The organism is Arthrobacter sp. TmtSoilC51, from assembly GCF_055388015.1.
Map to the genome: position 1 here is coordinate 1,670,472 of NZ_AP035877.1, position 16,701 is coordinate 1,687,172.

At 63.2% G+C, this 16,701-nt stretch carries 14 protein-coding genes; 11 read left to right on the plus strand and 3 right to left on the minus strand.

The genetic code is table 11. From position 1 onward, the window contains the following. Nucleotides 1-30 precede the first annotated feature (30 nt). The 5 genes from tdh to hutI all read left to right on the plus strand — a co-directional run bounded on the left by tdh (nucleotide 31) and on the right by hutI (nucleotide 6,345). Nucleotides 31-1,077 (plus strand): L-threonine 3-dehydrogenase, encoded by a 1,047-nt coding sequence (tdh, locus tag ACZ5G6_RS07590; RefSeq protein WP_498690548.1) that lies wholly within the window; start codon nucleotides 31-33, stop codon nucleotides 1,075-1,077. 49 nt (nucleotides 1,078-1,126) lie between these two features. Next, the gene (locus ACZ5G6_RS07595) at nucleotides 1,127-2,320 is read left to right on the plus strand and encodes a glycine C-acetyltransferase (protein WP_223936458.1); all 1,194 of its coding nucleotides are present in this window, start codon (nucleotides 1,127-1,129) and stop codon (nucleotides 2,318-2,320) included. Nucleotides 2,321-2,513: 193 nt separating this feature from the next. After that, on the plus strand, nucleotides 2,514-3,752 hold the full coding sequence (locus ACZ5G6_RS07600) for an IS256 family transposase (protein WP_498691724.1): 1,239 nt from the start codon (nucleotides 2,514-2,516) through the stop codon (nucleotides 3,750-3,752). A 245-nt stretch (nucleotides 3,753-3,997) separates the two neighbouring features. Then, the gene (locus tag ACZ5G6_RS07605) at nucleotides 3,998-5,095 is read left to right on the plus strand and encodes an NAD(P)/FAD-dependent oxidoreductase (protein WP_223936459.1); all 1,098 of its coding nucleotides are present in this window, start codon (nucleotides 3,998-4,000) and stop codon (nucleotides 5,093-5,095) included. Between the two features lie 11 nt (nucleotides 5,096-5,106). Then, on the plus strand, nucleotides 5,107-6,345 hold the full coding sequence (gene hutI, locus ACZ5G6_RS07610; protein ID WP_223936460.1) for an imidazolonepropionase: 1,239 nt from the start codon (nucleotides 5,107-5,109) through the stop codon (nucleotides 6,343-6,345). On the opposite strand, the gene ACZ5G6_RS07615 is transcribed toward hutI, so the two are convergent. Continuing rightward, nucleotides 6,342-8,012, minus strand: a complete 1,671-nt coding sequence (locus tag ACZ5G6_RS07615; RefSeq protein ID WP_498690551.1) for an NPCBM/NEW2 domain-containing protein — start codon at nucleotides 8,010-8,012, stop codon at nucleotides 6,342-6,344. The genes hutI and ACZ5G6_RS07615 overlap by 4 nt on opposite strands. A gap of 165 nt (nucleotides 8,013-8,177) precedes the next feature. After that, nucleotides 8,178-10,118, minus strand: coding sequence for an endo-alpha-N-acetylgalactosaminidase family protein (locus ACZ5G6_RS07620; RefSeq protein ID WP_498690553.1), 1,941 nt, complete (start codon nucleotides 10,116-10,118; stop codon nucleotides 8,178-8,180). Nucleotides 10,119-10,536: 418 nt separating this feature from the next. Between ACZ5G6_RS07620 and ACZ5G6_RS07625 the strand changes: the two genes are divergently transcribed. From ACZ5G6_RS07625 to ACZ5G6_RS07645, 5 genes are read left to right on the plus strand one after another with little or no spacing between them, the layout of a single operon-like run. After that, nucleotides 10,537-11,454 (plus strand): SIS domain-containing protein, encoded by a 918-nt coding sequence (locus tag ACZ5G6_RS07625; protein WP_223936462.1) that lies wholly within the window; start codon nucleotides 10,537-10,539, stop codon nucleotides 11,452-11,454. A 9-nt stretch (nucleotides 11,455-11,463) separates the two neighbouring features. Beyond that, nucleotides 11,464-12,399: an ROK family protein gene (locus ACZ5G6_RS07630; RefSeq protein WP_498690555.1), complete on the plus strand. Its 936-nt coding sequence runs from the start codon at nucleotides 11,464-11,466 to the stop codon at nucleotides 12,397-12,399. Next, entirely contained in the window at nucleotides 12,396-13,367 is a 972-nt protein-coding gene (locus ACZ5G6_RS07635; protein ID WP_498690557.1) for a 1-phosphofructokinase family hexose kinase, read from the plus strand. The genes ACZ5G6_RS07630 and ACZ5G6_RS07635 overlap by 4 nt, the downstream gene beginning before the upstream one ends. Next, nucleotides 13,364-14,203, plus strand: coding sequence for a class II fructose-bisphosphate aldolase (locus ACZ5G6_RS07640; protein ID WP_223936465.1), 840 nt, complete (start codon nucleotides 13,364-13,366; stop codon nucleotides 14,201-14,203). Before ACZ5G6_RS07635 ends, ACZ5G6_RS07640 begins: the two co-directional genes overlap by 4 nt. Nucleotides 14,204-14,226: 23 nt before the next feature. Next, a complete protein-coding gene (locus ACZ5G6_RS07645; protein ID WP_223936466.1) occupies nucleotides 14,227-15,018 on the plus strand; it encodes a DeoR/GlpR family DNA-binding transcription regulator in 792 nt (263 codons plus the stop codon). Between the two features lie 9 nt (nucleotides 15,019-15,027). On the opposite strand, the gene ACZ5G6_RS07650 is transcribed toward ACZ5G6_RS07645, so the two are convergent. Then, on the minus strand, nucleotides 15,028-15,684 hold the full coding sequence (locus ACZ5G6_RS07650) for a histidine phosphatase family protein (RefSeq protein WP_498690560.1): 657 nt from the start codon (nucleotides 15,682-15,684) through the stop codon (nucleotides 15,028-15,030). A gap of 113 nt (nucleotides 15,685-15,797) precedes the next feature. Here ACZ5G6_RS07650 and ACZ5G6_RS07655 point away from each other — a divergent pair, with 113 nt between their 5' ends. Then, the gene (locus ACZ5G6_RS07655; RefSeq protein ID WP_223936468.1) at nucleotides 15,798-16,571 is read left to right on the plus strand and encodes a CPBP family intramembrane glutamic endopeptidase; all 774 of its coding nucleotides are present in this window, start codon (nucleotides 15,798-15,800) and stop codon (nucleotides 16,569-16,571) included. The last annotated feature ends 130 nt before the right edge of the window (nucleotides 16,572-16,701 follow it).

The window sequence follows — 16,701 nt, forward strand, 5'->3', positions numbered from 1 at the left end:
GCGAAGCAGCCCCAGCCAGTGAGGAATTCCATGAAGGCTCTCTACAAATCCGGCCCGCAAGCAGGGTTCGAACTCGTCGACCGTCCCGAGCCCGAAGCCGGCCCCAGCGACGTCAAGATCCGCGTCGTGACCACTGGCATCTGCGGCACGGACCTCCATATCCAGAGCTGGGATTCCTGGGCCCAAAGCATCATCGAAACACCCCTCATCCCGGGCCACGAGTTCTACGGCGAAGTGGTGGAAATCGGCGAGGACGTCCGCGACGTCAAGGTGGGGGATCGCGTCTCCGGTGAAGGCCACGTGGTCTGCGGGATTTGCCGTAACTGCCGTGCGGGACGCCGCCAGATGTGCATCCACACCGTCTCCGTTGGTGTTCAGCGCGATGGCGCCTTTGCAGAGTATGTGGTCATTCCGGAGACGAACGTCTGGGTCCACCACGACGAATCCGTCACACCGGAACTCGGCGCCATCTTCGATCCGTTCGGCAACGCGGTTCACACGGCGCTCAGTTTCCCACTGGTCGGTGAGGACGTGCTGATCACCGGTGCAGGACCGATCGGGCTTATGGCTATTGCCGTCGCCCGCCACGCAGGCGCCCGCAAGATCGCCATCACCGACGTATCCGCTCCGCGGTTGGAACTGGCCCGCCAGATGGGCGTGGATCTCGCCGTCGACGTTTCCAAGATGCGTGTCCGCGAGGCTCAGCAGGAACTGGGCATGCGCGAAGGCTTCGACATTGGCCTGGAAATGTCCGGGCACCCCACGGCCCTGCCTGAGATGATCGACAACATGAACCACGGCGGCCGCATCGCCATGCTGGGCCTTCCCAGCCAGTCCATCGACATCGACTGGGGCAAGGTGGTCACCCACATGCTGACCCTCAAGGGCATCTACGGACGCGAGATGTTTGAGACGTGGTACGCCATGAGCGCCATGCTCTCGTCCAACCCCGCGCTGCACCGCAACATCTCCGCCGTCGTCACAGACAAGCTGTCCGCAACTGACTGGGAAAAAGGCTTCGAGATCGCACGCGCCGGCACCGGCGGCAAAGTAGTCCTCGACTGGACTGAACTGTAGAAACTGGACTGAACTGCCACCGGATCCCCAGAAAACTTAGGAGCACCCCATGTACTCAGCCATCAAAGACCAACTCCAAGGCGAACTCGACGAGATCCGCCGCGCCGGACTCTTCAAGACCGAACGGCACATCGATTCCCCCCAGGCAAGCCACATCGCCGCAGGCCAGCTCGGGCAGCCAGCCAGCACCGTCCTGAACTTCTGCGCCAACAACTACCTGGGCCTGGCCGACCACCCGGACATCATCGCCGCGGCCAAATCCGCCATGGACGAGCGTGGCTTCGGCATGGCTTCGGTACGGTTCATTTGCGGCACCCAGGACCTCCACTTGGAGCTTGAATCCCGCGTTTCGAAGTTCCTCGGCACCGAGGACACCATCCTGTTCTCCAGCTGCTTCGACGCCAACGGTGGCGTGTTCGAGTCCCTGTTCGGCCCCGAAGACGCCATCATCTCGGACTCCCTCAACCACGCCTCCATCATCGACGGCATCCGCCTCAGCAAGGCCAAGCGCTTCCGCTACGCAAACCAGGACATGGCCGATCTCGAAGCCAAGCTCGTTGAGGCCGAGGGTTCGCGCCGCAAAATCATCGTCACCGACGGCGTGTTCTCCATGGATGGCTACCTTGCGCCCCTTGAAGCCATTTGCGACCTCGCCGAAAAGCACGACGCCCTGGTGATGGTGGACGACTCCCACGCCGTCGGATTCATGGGCCCCACCGGTGCTGGTACTCCGGAGCACGCAGGCGTTTCGGACCGCGTGGACATCTACACAGGCACCTTCGGCAAAGCCTTGGGCGGTGCCTCGGGCGGCTACGTTTCCGGCCGCGGCGAAATCGTTGCCATGCTGCGCCAGAAGGCGCGCCCCTACCTGTTCTCCAACTCCCTCGCCCCGGCCATTGTTGCCGCCACCATCAAGGCGATCGAACTGGTCCAGGAGTCCGGTGAACTCCGGACCCGCCTGTTCGAGAACGCCGCACTGTTCCGCCGCCGCATGAGCGAGGAAGGCTTCGAACTGCTCGACGGCGAACACGCCATCATTCCCGTCATGTTCGGGGATGCCGTGGTAGCCGCAAAGGTGGCCGACGAGATGCTGGGCAACGGCGTTTTCGTCACGGCCTTCAGCTACCCCGTGGTGCCCAAGGGCGCAGCCCGGATCCGGGTCCAGCTCTCGGCCGCACACAGCGCGGACGACGTCGAAGCTTGCGTTCAGGCGTTCGTCAAGAGTCGCGCCGCGATCGCCTAAGCACAAACCCTCCTCACGTCCAACCGCTTTTGACCGGATCCTCCCTCACATCCAACCGCTTTTGACCGGATCCTCTCTCACTTTCCTGACGAAAGGGAGAGAGGATCCGGGAGTGTCGGAATAACGGTGGATCCGGGGTTGGCCTGACACGCCAAGCGTTGCTTGGCGGGGAGGACTGATCATGAGCGAGATCATGGGCCCCATGGCGACCGAGGTGGATCAGCAAGAGTTGGCGCAGCAGCTCCTGTCTCAGGCCAAGGAACAGGGGTTTGAGCTTGTTGGACCGGGAGGGCTGTTGAACAAACTGACCAAGAACGTCCTGGAGACCGCCCTGGAAGCGGAAATGGATGAGCATCTGGGATACGGCAAGCACGAAGTGGCAGGGCGGGGCAGCGGGAATTCACGCAACGGCACCCGTTCGAAGACAGTGCTGACGGAGATCGGGCCGGTGGAGATCGACGTGCCCCGGGATACCGGTTCCACGTTTGATCCCCAGACGGTGAAGAAGCGACAACGCCGTTTGACCGGTGTGGACGAGATCATCCTGTCATTGAGCGCTAAAGGACTCACGACCGGGGAAATCGCGGCCCACTTCGCTGACGTGTTCGGCGCAAGGGTTTCCAAGGACACCATCTCCAGGATCACCGAGAAGGTCGTTGGAGAAATGACCGAATGGCAGAACCGTCCTCTGGACAGGGTGTTCCCGGCGATGTTCATTGACGCTATCCACGTCAAAGTCCGCGACGGGCAAGTCACCAACCGGCCCATCTACGTGGCCATTGGTGTCACCGTCAATGGTGAACGTGACGTCCTTGGGTTGTGGGCCGGCGACGGCGGTGAAGGGGCGAAGTTCTGGCTCGCGGTGCTGACCGAGATCAAGAACCGGGGCGTCGAGGACGTGTGCATCACCGTTTGCGACGGGCTCAAAGGCCTGCCGGATGCGATCAATACCGTCTGGCCCCAGGCTGTAGTCCAGACCTGCATCGTGCATCTGGTCCGGAACACCTTCCGTTACGCCTCAAGGAAGTGCTGGACCGAAATGGCCCGGGACCTCCGCCCGATATACACCGCACCGTCCGAGACCGCGGCCAAAGAACGCCTCGGAGAGTTCGCCGGTAAATGGGGCAAGCAGTATCCGGCCATCATCCGGCTGTGGGAGAACGCCTGGAGCGAGTTCATCCCGTTCCTGGACTACGACGTGGAGATCCGTAAGGTCATCTGCAGCACAAACGCCATCGAATCCCTGAACGCACGATACCGGCGGGCAGTCAGAGCACGCGGACATTTCCCCACCATCCCCGCCGCCTTAAAATGCCTCTACCTGGCCACCCGGGCACTGGACCCCACCGGCCGGAGCAGAGCACGATGGATAGCACGATGGAAACCGGCACTGAATGCCTTCGCCATCACGTTCGAAGGCAGAATCACATAAACACCAACACCCGAATCCACCGTTAAACGGACACTCCCGAGGATCCGGTTTTTGGTGGTGGTGATGTGAGAGAGGATCCGGTTTTGGTGGTGGTGATATGAGAGAGGATCCGGTTTTGGGGGTGGTGATGTGAGAGAGGATCCGGTTTTGGTGGTGGTGATATGAGAGAGGATCCGGTTTTGGGGGTGGTGATGTGAGAGAGGATCCGGCTGTCCCTGGCCCTTACCGTCTGAAAGGATGGAGCCATGGCTTCGAACTATGACGTGGTAATCGTTGGCGGCGGCATCGCAGGGCTGTCCTTGGCCGCGGCTCTCGCGGGGAAGTGCACCGTGGCACTGGTGGAGGCCGAGCAATCCTTGGCCTTCCACACTTCATCGAGGTCGGCCCGTCAGCTGATCCCCAGCTACGGTCCGCCAGTGGTGCAGGAGCTGACTCTCCGGACGCTCGAGATGATGAAGGAGCGCGACACCGAACTCCCGGAGCCTGTCCTGACTCCCCGTGGCTTCATGCTTGTGGGCGACGAGGAAACGGTGCGCGCTGAGGCCAGTGGCAACATGCACACCATCACGCATGCCGAGGCACTCCGGCTGTGCCCGGTGCTCAAGCCGGACTCGTTCACGGCTGCAGGATTGGACAACGGTTCTTATGGCTGCAATGCGCCGTTATTGCTGGAAGACCACCGGAAGAGGGCCGAAGCCGCAGGGGTGGACATCATCACCGGCGCCCGGGTTCACTCGGCACAGCGGCTCGGAAGCGGCTGGCAGGTGGGGGCCGGCACCGAAGGGTTCCAGTCCGGCGTCGTGGTTAACGCGGCAGGTGCGTGGGCTGACGAATTGGCCGTCATCAGCGGTGTGGAGAAGCTGGGACTGCAGCCGTTCCGCCGGACTGCGGCGATCGTCAACGTGGATACTCCGCTGACTCCGGAGACGCCGATGGTCGCTGCTGCCGATGACACGTTCTACTTCCGCGCCGAGGGCAACCAGGTGCTGATCTCGCCGTCGGAGACCGTACCGAGTGGTGCCGAGGACGCTAAACCGTATGCCGGTGATGTGGACAAGCTGATCGGCAAGCTCAACTCGGTAACGACCCTGGGCATCCGCTCAGTAGACCGTGCCTGGACAGGGTTGCGGACCGAGGCCGCCGACGGAGTTCCGGTGGTCGGTTTCGACGCTGAAGCGCCCGGATTCTTCTGGCTGGCGGGTCAGGGCGGCTACGGTTTCCAGACGTCATCTGCCATCGCGGAGCTGGCTGCCGCGCTCATCCTGGGGACCGGCAGTCCCGACAGTCCGGAATCCCGGACAGCGGAACAGCTCGCAGCCGTTCGCTGGTCCATCCGCCGCTGAACAATAGGTTCATGAGCGGAATCAGCAGTCCAGGACAAAAAAGCACACTGATCGCCAACATCGGCGAACTCATGACCCAGGACCTGGAGCATCGTGTCCTGAAGGATGCCGCGATCGTGTTCGAAGGCGAGCGCATTTCCTGGATTGGGTCCAGCAAAGACGCCCCGGCGGCTGATACCACCATCGATGCCGAGGGCCGTGCCGTCCTGCCCGGTTGGGTCGATTCGCACTCCCACCTGGTCTTCGCCGGCGACCGCACCGCCGAGTTTGAGGCCCGCATGGCCGGGCAGAACTACAGCGCCGGGGGGATTGCCGTCACCACGGGAGCCACGCGCAGCGTCAGCGACGACCAGCTCGCCCGCCTGGTGCAGGACCGGGTGGAGGAAGCTGTCTCGCAGGGCACCACCTACCTCGAAAGCAAGACCGGTTATGGCCTGGACGTGGACAACGAAGCCCGCAGCGCCCGCATCGCCGCGGCACTGGTGGACGAAGTCACCTACCTCGGCGCCCACTTGGTCCCGGCAGGTTCGGACCCGGAGGAATATACGGACCTGGTCTGCGGTCCCATGCTCGACGCCGTTCTGCCGTATGTCCGCTGGGCGGACGTGTTCTGCGAGCGCGGCGCGTTCACGGAGGACCAGTCGCGGCGGGTCCTGAAGGCTGCGCGCGACGCCGGTCTGGGACTTCGTGTGCACGGCAACCAGTTGGGGGAGGGGCCGGGAGTGGCGCTGGCCGTGGAGTTCGGGGCGGCAAGCGTTGACCATGTGAACTACCTTTCGGACAGCGACATCCAGGCACTCGCGGGGACGTGGACCGGCTGGGACGCCGCTACGGGTTCCGGCACGCGTGGAACGGTGGCTACGTGCCTGCCCGCTTGTGATCTGTCCACGCGTCAGCCGTTGGCGCCCGGCCGTGCGTTGATCGACGCCGGTGTGCAGGTCGCTTTGGCCGCCAACTGCAATCCGGGGACCTCTTATACGAGTTCCATTGCTTTTTGCGTCACCACTGCCGTGCTGCAGATGCACCTCAGCGTCCACGAAGCCGTCCGGGCGGCGACGTACGGCGGCGCGTTGGCGTTGGGCCGGGAGTCGGGGAACGACGTCGACGGCGAACGAGCGGTGGGTTCGCTCGCCGTCGGACATCGCGCGGACCTTCATATGCTGAAGGCGCCGTCGGCCACGCACTTGGCGTACCGTCCGGGCATTCCGCTGACTCATTCGGTGTGGCGGGCAGGCGTTCGCGCCGTCTAGGAGCAGGTGAACTTCGCGTCGGCCCAGTCGGCGTGGTCGTTGCCGTTGGAGTCGCCGGCGTCGTTGGCCACGAGGTCCACGTATTGTGCACCGGTGACGTCAACAGTGAGTGGCAGGGGTGCGCTGCTGGCACCCAACACCGGAGTGGTCACACGCGTGGTGCCGTCCGTGACCACCGAGAACTTCACACTGCCACGGGTCGCTTGCGCGTCGTCGATGCCCACGGTCGCGGTGAACGCCGTGCAGTACCCGCCCAGGTAGTAGCGGATGGTGCTGTTGGCGTGGGCTCCCAGGCCCTTCGCGTAGACGGTGCCGTTCAGTGTGATGGGCTTGCCGTCGCCGGAGCCCTGCTCACCGTTGGATTGGTCCCTTTCCACCGGGCCCCAACCGTTGCTTGCGCTGACCCATGGGTGGTCGCTCGCGAAGACGGTGGCCTGCGGAGGCTTGGGCAGGGTGCGGACGGTGGCCGTGGTGCTGATGGTGCGGCTGCCTGCTGGCTCGTTGCTTGAAGAAGTAGCGGTGTACCGGGCAGTCGCCTTGATGGCGTAGTCTCCGTCTGCGCTGGCCGGTGCGGTGATCTTCCAAGTGGTGGCCAAGCGGCCACCTACCGGCAGCGTTGCTGCTGTGGTGGGCGTGGATGGTGTGGCCGTCCAGCCTTCCGGCAGTTCGAGTTCAACGGCAAGTGCGTTGATGGTGGCAGGCTCGTCCGAGACGAATGTGGTGACGAAGTCCTGTGCCTTGCCCTGCTGGATCACGTCGCCCTGCAGGGCGGCGCTGAGCTGGGCGCAGGCGGGGACGGCTTCAGAAGCGCCGAGGTCTTCCACCAGGAGGTTGTCCAGGGTGAAGTCCGAGCCGTTGGAGCTACCGGTACGCTGCAGGCCGACGAAGTAGTCGCCGCAGAAGCCGGTATCGAGGATCTGCTCGAAGCGACTGGTGGAGGTTTTCGCGTCGATCGCCTTGCTGCCTGTTACTGCCGGCCCGGCCTGCGAGTCGTAGCCGGAAACCCAGGCGTACTGACCTGCCTTGGAGTTCTGGTAGTCGAAGGAGACCTTGTACTTGTGGCCTGCCTTGAAGGGAACTGTTGCCTCGGTGGTGCGGTACACCAGGCCCGGTCCGCCGTTGGGTGCCCGGTTCTCGTCATGGGCGATCAGCGACCAGTTGCCGTCCAGCACTTCATCGATCACATTGGTGTGCCAGCCCTTTTGGGTGAATGGTTCGCGGCGTTCGGTGATGTGCGTGCGTGGGTCCGTGGAGCCGCCCGCATTTCCCTTCACGAACGGTCCCCAGCCTTGGTCGACGTTTTCGAAGTCTTCGCTGAGCACGCCGGTGGTGGCCACGCGGGCGGTTTTCACCGACCGGAAGTCGTCGACGCGGACTGTGGCGTCGCCGTCGTTCGTTGTGATGCTGACAGTGGCCTTCGTGTCGTCGGCCGGTACGTCCACCAGGACCCGGACACGCTGGAAGGCTGTGCCGTGCTTTTCATCGCCCGCCACGTAGTTCTCGGCGTTGGACGAATCGATGGTGGCGGTTTCGGTCTTGCCGTTGATCTCCACGGACAGCGTGGTGGGCCGTTTCTTGCCGGGCTGGATTTCCAGCCACGCGCTCACCGAATGCGTTCCGGCGTCGAGCTTTACTTCCTGGCTGATCGACGACGGCGAGGCGCCCATCTCGGCGAAGCGGCGGCCCTTGTCGTCGCGGACTTGGGTGACGGTTCCCGTCGGGGTCCACGGTGCCAGGTCCGGGCCGTTGAAGCCGGGGTCGGTGAAAGCGGTGCCTTCGCCGAACTTGGCACTGGCGGGCAGGGCGGCCTTGTTGTTGGCAGGGGCAAGAACTTAGGGCTGCTTCGCGTCTGCGGTGACCGTGACCTGGCCATTGACTACGGGAACGTCGGCCACCTTGACCCGTCCGTTGTCCGTGAGCTTGAACAGCTCGAGTGAGCCGGCTGTGGCGAATTCCTGGGTGAGGGTCCAGATGCTGGAGCCTCCTGCGGGGTTGTAGTGGTAGAGCTTGTCTGCCTTGCCGTTCTCCTTGGATGACCACGGGAGCAGGTACGTTCCGCCGTGGAGCACCGATGCCCCGCCCACTGTGATGTTGCGCTCGGGGGCAGTGTTTCCGGTGACGGCCACGCCATCGGCGAGGTCGATTCGTTCAGGGGTCCACTTGGTGATTTGGTGGTGCTGCAGGAATTTCGCCGGCAGGTTCGCTGTCCAGACGTTCTCGCTGAAGGCATTGAAGTCGTTCTGGCCGGTCCAGCCTTCAAACTCCACAATGTGGCTCACACCGAGTTTGGGGACGTCCGATTCTGTGTTGTTGATGAAGCGCAGGATCTGGGAGTTAATGCCCTTGTTGGTGGAACCCCCGTATTTTTCGTCGTTGGCCCAGTGGGACCACGTGTTGTTCCGGGATAGGTGGTCTGCCCATTCGGAGCCAACCCGGAAGCCATTCTTGACCAGTTCCTGCTGCAGGCGTTCCGCGAGCCAGCCGAACTCGTAATAGACGTCAACGTAGACGAAGTCCAGGTTCTTGTCCGTTGCTTCGCGGAGTTCCTTGATGCGCTGCGCGAGCTTCCCGGAGTTGATGTCCTGGCGTTGGTTGATGTAGTAGGACTGGTCCAGCCAGTTCCAACCAAGGCCCTTGTCCGCCCGCAACAGGTCTTCGCTGAAGGACTTGGCCTCGGGATAGATTTCTGTCGCGTTGATGTGGACGCCGAAGCTGGCGTTCCAGTCCTTGCCCTCCTTGACGAGTTTGTTCAGGTCTTCGAGTCCGCCGGCGCGGGTGTTGAAGTTGTTGCCGTAATCGGTGTTCGCGGAGTCGTGTCCTTCGCTGGTGTAGCCCTTGAGCATGGCCACCTGGCCCAGTCCGTCGGTTGCCAGGGCGATGCGTTTGACGTCGTCCAAGGTGCGCAGGAACGGGTGGGTTGCTTGCGATGCGAAGTTGAACGGGATGTGCGTGATGACGTTGTCCGGCGTCTGTTCGCCTTTGTTGGGGCTGACCTGGATGGACCTCATGGCGATGGCGGCGTCCTGCCAGTCCACACCGCCATCGGCGTTGGCATCAGCGGTGATAGCGACTCGTGTCCACGGGAGTTCCTCGGTGGTTTGCGAGCCGTCGGCGCGGTAAAGCCACTGGCCGCTTGCTACCCCCATCGAGACGCCGCCAGCACCATCGCTGACTGCCTGGCGCCAGAAGCGGCCACGGTCCTTGGAGCCCGGGCCGGAGGAAGTGTCATAGAGGGCATTGGATTCCAGTGCGGCGCCCAGGGAGGCAGTGTTGGCCAGTGCGTAGGCCGAGCTCTTGGCTGTGGCATCGAGCGGCGTGGTGGCAGTAATCGGCGTGAACTGGTCGCCGGTGACGCTTCTGTCCACGGAGAGATTGGCGGTGGAGACCTGCGCCCCGGGCTGGGTGGAGGCCACGGACACCAGGTTCAGCCGGGGGAGCTGGAGTGTCTTGACCCGGAAACCCTCAGAGTCCTTGATCTCTGTGACGTTGAAGGAGACAACGTTCTTCTTGACGGACAGCCGGGCTTTGAGGACGGTGCTGCCGAATGCGGGGACGGTCAGGACGTAGTCCATGGTGCTGTCGTCGGTTTTCGTGGACGTAGCCGTGACGTCGTATTCCACAGCGTTGATGGTGACGGTGGAGAGCAGGGCCGTGGTGCCGTCGATCCGGGCGTTCGTGGCCCGGTCCGAATAGCTGAGGACCTGCGGGAACGTGGTGGACACCGTAACACTGAGTTGTCCAGAGGTGAGGGTCGCGGTCCCGGCGGGTGCCACGGTTTCCCCTGATTCTCTGGAAACCACGGCAACGGCCGGTTGGATGGCCAGTAAACCTAATGAGGATGAGGCGACCACGCAGGCCAGGCTCAACGAGGCCAAGCGCCTTGCGACTGGGGGATGCGGGGATGACAAGCCGGGCATAATGCTCCTTCTTGATTATTCCGGGTGAATAATAATCATGTTCTTGCGGACCCGTCTAAGACTGCTGCATGGAACAGAAGTTGACAAGACTTCACGGGATATTTACTAAATCGCACAACTTGACACAGATACTCGGTCAAATGACGGAAGTGAAAGCCTGGGGGCGCAACGGGCGGATCCACTCCAGTAGATGATCCTTGTGAGATCGAAACTGATCGTTTAGTGTTTCTATAGATCAGAAAACGTCATTGGCTGAGCAGGAGCGAAACACACGATGAGCGAGAACACACTGGGCGCCTTCATGGAGGAAGAGCTGGTTTCACAGCCCGAGGTCTGGCAGCGTGCCATCGAGCAGGCCGGTGCCGAGACGTTGCTTCCCGCTGACGGTAAGCGCATTGCCGTCATTGGCTGCGGCACTTCCTGGTTCATGGCACAGAGCTACGCAGCCGCCCGCGAATCCGCGGGCAAAGGCGTGACGGATGCCTTTGCGGCGTCGGAGGCGTTCCTGAACAGCAACAGTGCGGATCGCCAGTACGACGCCGTTGTGGCTATCACGCGGTCCGGCACCACCACCGAGGTGCTGGAGATCCTGGCCGAGCTGAAGGGCATCGTCCCCACCGTTGCGATCATTGGCGATACGTCGTCGCCAATCGTGGATCTGGCCGACGCCGTGATCGGTCTCCCATACGCAGATGAACGTTCCGTCGTGCAGACCCGCTTCGCAACTACGGCCTTGGTGTACTTACTCTCCAGCCTTGGGATTGGCCTCAAGCAGGCTATCGAAGACGCCAAGGATGCAGTGACGGGCCCCGTGGCGCAGGAACTCCTGGACGCCGAACAGTTCACGTTTCTTGGGACCGGCTGGACTGTTGGCCTGGCGCACGAGGCTGGCTTGAAGATGCGCGAAGCCGTTCAAGGGTGGACCGAATCCTACCCCGCGATGGAATACCGGCACGGTCCGATCTCCATCGCGGCGCCCGGACGCGTGACCTGGTTGTTCGGCGCGCAGCCTGAAGGCCTGGACAAGGATATGGCCGCCACGGGGGCGCTGTACATCCACACGGACAAGCACCCTCTTGCTGAACTGGCACGCGTCCACAAGGTGACCTTGGAACGTGCCCGTGTCCGCGGCCTCAATCCGGACTTGCCCCGGAACCTGACGCGTTCCGTCATTCTCGACGCCTCCGCCTAGGCGCCCATCATGGTTCTCGGAGCCGCTGAAGCTGCAGTGTTGGCCTTCGACGTGGGTGGTACCGACATCAAAGCAGGGCTGGTGGATCCCGCCGGCAACGTGCTGGGCATGCGCCGCGTCCCCACGCCCCTGGACGCAGCACGCCCTGCCGAGGCAATTCTTGATCGCCTCGCAGGGTTGGCTGAAGAGCTTGGCGTCGAGTTCCCGGATATCCCCGCCAAAGCAGCGGGCGTCATCGTCCCCGGCATCGTGGATTCCGTGGAAGGAATCGGGATCTACTCGGCGAACCTCGGGTGGCGCAATTTCCCGTTCACCGCTGAAGCAGAGAACAGGCTCGGCCTTCCCGTGGCGTTCGATCACGATGTCCGCTCCGCCGCGGCCGTGGAACACGCTTTTGGTGGATCCAAGGAATTCGACGACGTCGTGGTCATGGTGGTGGGCACTGGTATCGCCGCTGCGGTCTTCTCAGGGGGTGTGGCCGTCACCGCTGGTGGTTTCGCTGGTGAGCTCGGCCATGCCCAGGTACCGGACCCCGACGCCGGCCCGAATAGCACCGGAATGACCATTCTCGAAGCCGTGGGTTCAGCAGGCGCCATTGCCAAGCGCTACTGCGCGCACTCCCGGACTACGGTGGACGGCGCCCGCGATGTCCTGCTGCGGGCCCAATCCGGAGATGCCGTTGCTGCGCGCGTTTGGGCGGACGCCGTGGACGCCCTTGCCTTCACCATATGCCAGTGCGTAAACATCATCGGCACTGAAGCGGTGGTGATTGGGGGAGGCCTGGCTGAAGCAGGGGAGAACCTCCTCGAACCGCTCCGCACACGGGTTGACCAGATCCTGGACTTCCAACGACGTCCACGCCTTATCCAAGCCCAGCTTGGCCAGGACGCCGGGCTCCTCGGCGCGGCACTAAACGCCCGGGCGCTCTTGGACGGTGCGCGATGACCGGCCCCGCCGCAGCCCGCATTGTCACGGTGACGCCCAACCCGGCCATCGACATGACGTACACCGTGCAAGGAATCACCGAGGGCGCCAGCCATCGGGTCCCCACGCCCATCAGCCGCGCCGGTGGCAAGGGACTCAATGTAGCCCGCGTGGTTCATCAGCTCGGCCACCCCGTGCTTGCCATTGCGCCTACGGGCGGCGCCGCGGGACAAACCCTGGCTGCAGAACTTTGGACGAGCGGCGTGCCGCACACCTTGGTGGCCGTCGCCGCCGAGACCCGCCGCAGCATCGCGCTCGTCGACACCGTTGCCGGCGAAACATCCATCTTCAACGAGGAAGGCCAAGCCCTCCTGCCGGACGATTGGCGCTCGCTGTCTGCCGCCGTCGTCAAGGCAGTAAGCGGCGGTGACGGAGAAGCTCCCGCCGCTGTGCTGGTGGGTTCGGGCAGCCTGCCGCCAGGTGCGCCCGCCGACTTCTACCCGTCTCTGGTACGCCTGGCGCATGACGCCGGGATCCCCGCCATCATCGACACTTCCGGCCCGGGCATCATCGCCGCGGCACAAGCCGGTGCCGACGTCCTCAAGCCCAATCACCATGAGCTGGCGGAAGCCACCGGGGAGGTCGGCCTCGAAGCCGCTGCGCTCTCGCTGATCAACATGGGCGCACGCACGGTCCTTGTGAGCGCCGGTGCTGACGGAATGCTCGCCTTCGACCACGCAGCACCCGGTGGGTACTGGAGTGCCCGCCTCCCCGAGCCGCTGAGCGGCAACCCCACAGGGGCGGGCGACGCCGGAGTGGCGGCTGCCGCCGTCGCCCTCGCCAAAGGCATCACCGAGCCTCGCGAAATTCTTCGCAAGGCCACCGCCTGGTCCGCGGCCGCGGTGCTCATGCCCGCCGCTGGCGAGATCTCGCCGAGGTACCAGGAACTTGAAGAACAACTGATCGTGACATGGAAGGAGACCCGATGACCCTTGTCAGTACGCGGGAATTGATGGACAAGGCTGTGGCCAACGGCACCGGCCAGGGCGCGTTCAACGTTATTCATGTGGAAACGGCCGAGGGGCTGGTGGCTGGTGCCGAGACAGCCGGAGTTCCCCTGATCCTCCAGATTTCCGAAAACTGCGCCAAATACCACGGCGGACTTGAGCCGATCGCCTCGGCTGCCCTGGTGATCGCCCGCGACGCATCAGTGCCGGTTGCGGTTCATTTGGACCATGCTGAATCCGAAGACCTCGCTGTCGCGGCCGTGGACCTGGGCTTTGGCTCCGTCATGTTCGACGGCGCACATCTGCCCTATGAATGGAATGTCGAAGTAACCCAGCGCGTGGCCCGCTACGCCCACCAACGCGGCGTCTATGTCGAGGCCGAGCTCGGCAAAGTAGGAGGCAAGGACGGCGCCCATGCACCCGGTGTCCGCACCGATCCGGCAGAGGCCCTTGCGTTCGTCGAAGCAACCGGCGTGGATGCGCTCGCCGTGGCAGTGGGCTCCTCACACGCCATGACCGAACGCAGTGCAGCCTTGGACCTGCACTTGATCACGCGGCTGAAGGCGGCGGTCGGAAAGCCGCTGGTCCTGCACGGCTCTTCAGGCGTCACAGATGAGATGCTCGTAGCCGCGATCGGCGCAGGTATGACTAAGATCAACGTATCCACACATTTGAACGGGTTCTTTACCCGCGCCGTCCGTGAGTACCTCGATGCCAACCCTGCAGTGGTGGATTCCCGGAAGTACATCAAGGCCGGCCGGGACGCACTGGTGCTGGAATCCGCACGATTGCTGACGCTGTTCGCGAAAGCGAAATAGCAATACTCCGCGAAAGGCTTGTCATGACCCGCACCGATCGGCTGACCGCCATCCTTGACCTCCTGGCCGAATCCGGCCATGTGGAAGTCGAGGACATCGTGACGCGGCTTGGCGTGTCGCCAGCTACGGCGCGACGGGATCTGGACAGTCTTGCCAAGCAGCGACTCCTGAGCCGGACGCGCGGCGGCGCCACCACGGGCTCCGTGTCCTACGACCTCCCGGGACGCTATAACCGTGACGACCACGCCGCGGCCAAGCAGGAAATTGCCCAGGCGGCCTCCGCGCTGATCCGGCCCGGAGCCGTGATCGGCCTCAGTGGTGGAACCACCAACACTGCACTTGCGCAGCTCCTGTCCACGCGCGAGGACCTCAACGCGCCGTCCAACAGACCCACTCTCACGGTGGTGACCAATGCCATCAACATTGCCTCTCAACTGGCCGTCCGTCCCAACATCAAGATCATGGTCACCGGGGGCATCCTGAACCCGCGCTCCTATGAACTCGTTGGGCCCTACACAGACGTGATCATGCAGAAGGTTGCCTTGGACATCGCGTTCATTGGCGTTAACGGCGTGGATCCGGAACTCGGTCCCACCATCACCGACGAGGGCGAAGCCATGGTGAACACCGTGATGGCCCGCCGCGCCACCGAGTCCTATGTTGTGGCGGATTCCTCCAAGGTGGGACGCCGCTCCTTTGCCGCCATGGCGGGCTACGACTTCAGGCACCTGATCACGGACTCGGGCATCAGCGCCGAGGACAAAGCCGCGTTCGAAGCCAAGGGTACGGAAGTCATCGTCGCCCCTGCCAGCTAGGCAATGCCGCTAGAAACGCATTCTTGGCGCGTGGAGCACTGAATCGTCAACGTCCCTGGGCACCCACTGGCTGAACGGTGAATCCAGGCTGTACTGGCCGTCGTCGGTCCTTACCAGCGTGCGGAGCTCGGCGTTGTCGGGGTTGTTGAGCGACTCGAAATATTCGACAGTCCAGTGGAACCAGCGCATGCAGAACAACCGCATGGTTAGTCCGTGGGTGACCATGAGGGTATTAGGTGCGTACGTCGGTTTTTCCCAGTGCCGGTAGAGAGTCTCCATGAACGAGGACACGCGGTCGTAGACGTCCGAGCCTGACTCGCCCTCACGGAACCTGTAGAAGAAGTGGCCGTAAAGGTTGCGGAGTTCTTTCTGGTCCTCGATCTCCCCGGCGATCTGGAAGTTGGCCCAGTCCTGCTCCCGGAGCCTGGGTTCTTCGATCACGCGCTCGATCAGCGGGCCCAGGTCCATCGCCTCAAGGGTTTGGTAGGCCCGCAAATAGGGGGACACGTAAACGCAGACCTGCTCGCCGTCGAGTTTCCGCCGGAGGGCCTCGCCTGCTATCCGTGCCTGTTCTATTCCGAGTCCGGTCAGCGGGATGCGGTAGTCCGGCACGCGGTTGTAGATTGACGTGTCGGCGTTCGCGGCGGACTGGCCGTGCCGGATCATGAAGATTCTCCCTGGCGCACTCATCCCACCAAGCATAGGGTCCTGCCCACCAGTGGCACGGGAAGGTGTCCAGTTCACGGCAAAGTGGCAGGAACTGCAGGCAAGATAGGTACATGCTCCTTGCTTCCCGCCGCCGCCTGCGCGCCGAAGTGCTCATCGTGCTGGGCCTGTCCCTGGGCCAATCAGCCGTGTACTCCGTGGTGCAGCTCCTGGACAAGATGACGCGCGCGCCGCTGTCCGAGGCAACCTCCACGCTGAACAGGTCCCAAAGCACCCGCGAGTACTTCGACCTCACGTATCAGCTGCTGGACATCATCTTCGCCTTGGTGCCGGTGGTCCTGGTGTTCTATTTCCTGTCCTCGCACTCACAGGGTGGCAGGGAAGGCGGAAGTGGCTCAGGCTTCACCCGGTTGGGATTCAACTTTGCACGTCCGGGTAAGGACGCTCTGCAGGGATTGGGGCTCGCCGCCGCGATCGGCATCCCGTCACTTGGCTTGTACGCCGCAGGCAGGGCCCTGGGAATCACCACCGCGATTGTGCCCAGCGGCCTTGAGGCTTACTGGTGGACTGTACCTGTGCTGATTCTCTCCGCGATCCGCCACGGGGTGGTGGAGGAAGTGATCGTGGTGGGCTATCTCTTGGACCGTTTCGGAAAATTTGGCTGGAGTACCCCGTTGGCCATCGTCGTCAGCGCGGCCCTTCGTGGCAGTTACCACTTGTACCAAGGCTTCGGACCCTTCATAGGCAACTTCGCCATGGGCCTGGTGTTTGCCTGGATCTACACCAAGACCAAGCGGGTCATGCCTTTGGTCATTGCGCATGCGTTGCTGGACATCGTCGCGTTTGTGGGATTCAGCCTGTTCGGGAAGGCAGTGGGGCTCGGCTAACCAATGCCAGTCCTGTTGGCATTAAAAATATTCGGCCGCCATCGGTGGGTGACGTCGTTGGCACCCGCTGATGGCGGCCGAAGCTTGACCGGACACGATGGACCGGGGAGGGGACCAGGCCCCAAGGGAA

Coding starts and splice junctions, on each gene's coding strand:
- tdh (WP_498690548.1), top strand. CDS start 31: ATGAAGGCTCTCTACAAATCCGGCCCGCAAGCAGGGTTCGAACTCGTC.
- ACZ5G6_RS07595 (WP_223936458.1), top strand. CDS start 1,127: ATGTACTCAGCCATCAAAGACCAACTCCAAGGCGAACTCGACGAGATC.
- ACZ5G6_RS07600 (WP_498691724.1), top strand. CDS start 2,514: ATGGGCCCCATGGCGACCGAGGTGGATCAGCAAGAGTTGGCGCAGCAG.
- ACZ5G6_RS07605 (WP_223936459.1), top strand. CDS start 3,998: ATGGCTTCGAACTATGACGTGGTAATCGTTGGCGGCGGCATCGCAGGG.
- hutI (WP_223936460.1), top strand. CDS start 5,107: ATGAGCGGAATCAGCAGTCCAGGACAAAAAAGCACACTGATCGCCAAC.
- ACZ5G6_RS07615 (WP_498690551.1), bottom strand. CDS start 8,012: ATGGGCGCCTCGCCGTCGTCGATCAGCCAGGAAGTAAAGCTCGACGCC.
- ACZ5G6_RS07625 (WP_223936462.1), top strand. CDS start 10,537: ATGAGCGAGAACACACTGGGCGCCTTCATGGAGGAAGAGCTGGTTTCA.
- ACZ5G6_RS07630 (WP_498690555.1), top strand. CDS start 11,464: ATGGTTCTCGGAGCCGCTGAAGCTGCAGTGTTGGCCTTCGACGTGGGT.
- ACZ5G6_RS07635 (WP_498690557.1), top strand. CDS start 12,396: ATGACCGGCCCCGCCGCAGCCCGCATTGTCACGGTGACGCCCAACCCG.
- ACZ5G6_RS07640 (WP_223936465.1), top strand. CDS start 13,364: ATGACCCTTGTCAGTACGCGGGAATTGATGGACAAGGCTGTGGCCAAC.
- ACZ5G6_RS07645 (WP_223936466.1), top strand. CDS start 14,227: ATGACCCGCACCGATCGGCTGACCGCCATCCTTGACCTCCTGGCCGAA.
- ACZ5G6_RS07650 (WP_498690560.1), bottom strand. CDS start 15,684: ATGATCCGGCACGGCCAGTCCGCCGCGAACGCCGACACGTCAATCTAC.
- ACZ5G6_RS07655 (WP_223936468.1), top strand. CDS start 15,798: ATGCTCCTTGCTTCCCGCCGCCGCCTGCGCGCCGAAGTGCTCATCGTG.